The organism is Cyclonatronum sp. (assembly GCF_022565315.1).
In the GTDB taxonomy this organism is placed as follows: Bacteria; Bacteroidota; Rhodothermia; order Balneolales; family Cyclonatronaceae; genus Cyclonatronum.
Genome location: NZ_JAIUMX010000185.1, coordinates 1 through 3,623, shown reverse-complemented (window position 1 = coordinate 3,623; position 3,623 = coordinate 1). Strand labels below are relative to the sequence as shown.

General features: G+C 54.5%; 3 protein-coding genes. 2 read left to right on the top strand and 1 reads right to left on the bottom strand.

Annotation, left to right across the window (positions count from 1 at the left end; translation table 11 throughout):
- The coding region (locus LAT75_RS15360; RefSeq protein ID WP_291483682.1) for a hypothetical protein at positions 1 to 977 on the bottom strand (977 nt) is incomplete at its 3' end.
- Between the two features lie 287 nt (positions 978 to 1,264).
- Between LAT75_RS15360 and LAT75_RS15355 the strand changes: the two genes are divergently transcribed.
- Both LAT75_RS15355 and LAT75_RS15350 read left to right on the top strand, forming a co-directional pair.
- Positions 1,265 to 2,407 carry an ATP-binding protein gene (locus LAT75_RS15355; RefSeq protein WP_291483681.1) on the top strand — a complete coding sequence of 381 codons (1,143 nt, stop codon included), beginning with the start codon at positions 1,265 to 1,267 and terminating at the stop codon, positions 2,405 to 2,407.
- Between the two features lie 221 nt (positions 2,408 to 2,628).
- A partial coding sequence (locus tag LAT75_RS15350; protein ID WP_291483679.1) for an ATP-binding protein occupies positions 2,629 to 3,623 on the top strand: 995 nt, incomplete at its 3' end.

Sequence of the window (3,623 nt, the reverse complement as noted above, 5' to 3'; positions counted from 1 at the left end):
TCGGGAGCGGTGTTGCCGATGCGCATGGCGCCGTAGATTTCCAGCTTTGCGCGCAGGTTCCGGTCAGGCAGCTCCGGGTACTGCGTGAGCAGCCGGCGCGCAAGATGCTCTGATGAGGCAAACAGGCTCCGCCTTTCGAGCAGCTCAAACAGGAATGCGGTGAGCTCCCGGAATCGCACGGGATCGGCTGAGAGGTTTTCGGTGAGGATATCGGCGGAGCGGTTCAGCGCCTCAAAGACCGCATCGAGATCACGCCCGCTGTTTTCGATCAGCCACACATGGCTTTCCAGCACATCGGCGAGGAGTCCGCTGCGGTACAGGCGCGGGTCGGTATGGTCGAGCTGCCGGAAGGCTTCGATGGTTGCCGGGATTTCCTCCGTGCGGAACTGCGCCACAACCGGCACCGCACTCACAAGCCGCCGGACCGGCAGATACCAGCTGATGTACGTGTCGGGATCAAGCGCCGAGAGGAAGGCTTCATCTTCTGCCCGGATGCGCGCGATTTCGGCTGCAATGGCCTCGCGGGGCAGCTGATGCGCGGCGAAGAGCGAATCTGCATCATAAAGGGTGCGCAGGTAAATCCAGGCGCTGAGGGCCTGCTCGCGCCGCGGATGCTCCGAGGCGTACTGCTCAAACAGCTGGTTTTCGGTGCCCTCCACCACCCGCATGGTTTCGGGCATGGCCGGCGAAGCCCCCTCGAGCCGGATGTCTTCACCCGAAAGCACAACCACAAACGGGCTGCCGCCGCCCGCCGTAAGCAGCGCCATGCCCGGCTCCTCGCCGGCATACGAAAGCGAGAATTCCCCGCTGTCAGAAACCCTGCCGCTGCTGATTAGCCGGGTATCGAAGCCGCGAAAGCCCTCGAGGCGCACCTCCTGACCGGCATGCTCCGTGAGGATGCCGGTCACGGTCTGAGACGCGGCCTCCTGACAGCCCGTCAGTAAAATCAGCAGAAAAACGACCAGACTTGTTTTCATAAAGCGGATTCGGAAAATTTGAGATTGCAGCGAGTCATGCTGTGCCAATATACTTTTTTGAGCCCTTTTTCGGGAAGCCCCGAAGGGCAGGATTTGTGCGTATCCGGAGGCGGGATTTCTGAGCTGCGCCACCAAACCCTTCACTTCTGGAAAGCCTGCGTTTATGACTAAACCGGAGTGAAATCCCGAATGGTTATGACCAAAATGGATTTGATTCCGGAATGGTTATGTTTTGATTATCTTTACCGGTAAACAAGCTCCTGACTTTTCCCCTAAACCCCTCCGCCATGTACAAACGCACCCTGCAGGCTTCCATCGAGAAACGGATTGGTTCCGGCAAGGCTATCATTGTTACGGGGCCCCGACAGGTCGGCAAAACAACGCTTATGACGACCATTCTGCGCGGTACGCCTTTTCTTTTTCTCAACGGTGACGACCCCTCAACACGGGAAATGTTAGGCGGAGCGGATACAGGGCGGATTCGCTCCATCCTCGGAACATACAACCGGGTTTTTATTGATGAAGCGCAGCGAATACCCGACATCGGTCAGACCATGAAAATCATCACGGATCAGTTCAAACAGGTTCAGCTGTTTGCGAGCGGTTCATCCTCTTTTGATCTTGCAAATCAGCTTAACGAGCCCCTTACCGGCCGCAAGTGGGAGTATCAGCTCTTTCCGGTTTCCTGGGAAGAATTCGAGCAGCAGCACGGGTACCTCGCCTCACAACAGCAGCTTGAGCACAGGCTGATATACGGGTTTTATCCGGATGTGCTCATGTCGCCGGGCGACGAAATTCCGGTGCTGCGCAATCTTGTAAACAGCTACCTGTACCGCGATCTGCTTATTTACGGAGGCATCAAAAAAACGGATGCCCTCGACAAGCTCGTGCGTGCCCTTGCTTTTCAGACCGGCAGCGAGGTCAGTTATGCGGAGCTTGGGCAAATGACAGGCCTCGACACCAAAACGGTGAGCCGGTACATTGAAATTCTCGAAAAAGGCTATGTTGTTTTCCGGCTTGGTGCTTTCAGCCGGAACCTGCGCAATGAAATCAGGAAAAACAATAAAATCTATTTCTACGACAACGGGGTGAGAAACATGATTATCGGAAACTTTGATCCGCCGGCCTCCCGAACCGACAAAGGGGCACTTTGGGAAAACTTTCTGGTCTCAGAGCGCATAAAGCAAATTGCATATAAGGAGTCACTGGCCCGCACCTATTTCTGGCGCACCAAGCAGCAGCAGGAAGTGGACTGGGTAGAGGACCTGGGAGGCAGAATCAGCGGTTTTGAGTTCAAGTGGGATGCGCAGGGACGCGAACGGCTCTCAGCAAGCTTCATTAACACCTACAAGGCAGAAAGCAAAACCATCGACCGGACTAACTTCAGAGATTTTGTGACGATGGACCGGGTGACCCCCGGCACGGCCTGATTGCCCTTAACCGAAAGCATGGTTTATCCCTGCGGCTGCATAAAGTGACGGCGACCTCCTTTTCCTAAATTTCGGAAGTGAACTTCCGGGATTTATATAAATTTTGGAAGTTGACTTCCGGGATTTGTATTTTGCCTACTTTATAGGGCATCAGGTTTAACTCCGCCCGGCAGGATGCGGTCAACTGATACCCGGAACCGTTACCATAACGCAGCACAGCCATGATCCGACGCAGCATTCAGGACAGCATCCAAAAGCTTTTGTTTAAGGGGAAGGTCATCATCCTTTACGGAGCGCGCCGCACCGGTAAAACGACCCTTTCCAAAGCCCTTCTTGCCGGGTTTGGTGATGAAGCGCGGTACATCAACTGTGAAATTTTGCAGTACCGTCAGGCGCTCGAAACAACCAACACAGCGCTCCTGAATGATTTTCTGGGCAACTATAAAGTAATTGTGCTTGATGAGGCGCAGAGCATTCCTAACATTGGCCTCACGCTGAAAGTACTGGCCGATACGCGGCCGGACATTCAGCTGATTGCCACAGGCTCGTCCTCTTTCGACATGGCGCAGTCCGTGAGCGAGCCCCTGACCGGCCGCTCCCGCACCTTCACGCTTTACCCGTTTTCGCTGACCGAAATTTCTCAGGAAACGCTGCCGGTCGATTGGGATGCACGGCTCGAAAACATGCTTCGGTTCGGGATGTACCCCGATGTGTACGGTCAGCCCGAAGAAGAGGCCCTTGAGGAGCTTCGGGATATTTCGACCAACTACCTGTATAAAGATGTGCTTCAGTTTAATCAGCTCAAGCGGTCTGACCTGTTATTTAAGCTGCTACAGGCGCTGGCGCTTCAGCTGGGTCATGAGGTTTCCTATAACGAGCTTGCAAAGCTGCTGGGTGAAAACCACCATACCATCCGCAATTACATTGAACTGCTGGAAAAAAGCTTTGTGGTTTTCCGGCTGGGCTCATTCAGCCGAAACCTGCGCAAAGAGCTTTCAAAATCTTTCAAAGTGTATTTTTTGGACAACGGCATCCGGAACAGCCTCATCAACAATTTCAACCCCCTCTCACAGCGCGATGACACCGGGGCACTATGGGAGAATTTTTGCGTTACCGAGCGGATGAAGCTGCTGCACAACCAACGGCAGTTCCCGAATCGCTACTTCTGGCGCACCTACGACCGCAAGGAAATCGACTACCTCGAAGAAGCCGGCGG

Bases quoted from the DNA above. Each gene is read 5' to 3' on its own strand.
- LAT75_RS15355 (WP_291483681.1), top strand. From the start codon at position 1,265: ATGTACAAACGCACCCTGCAGGCTTCCATCGAGAAACGGATTGGTTCC.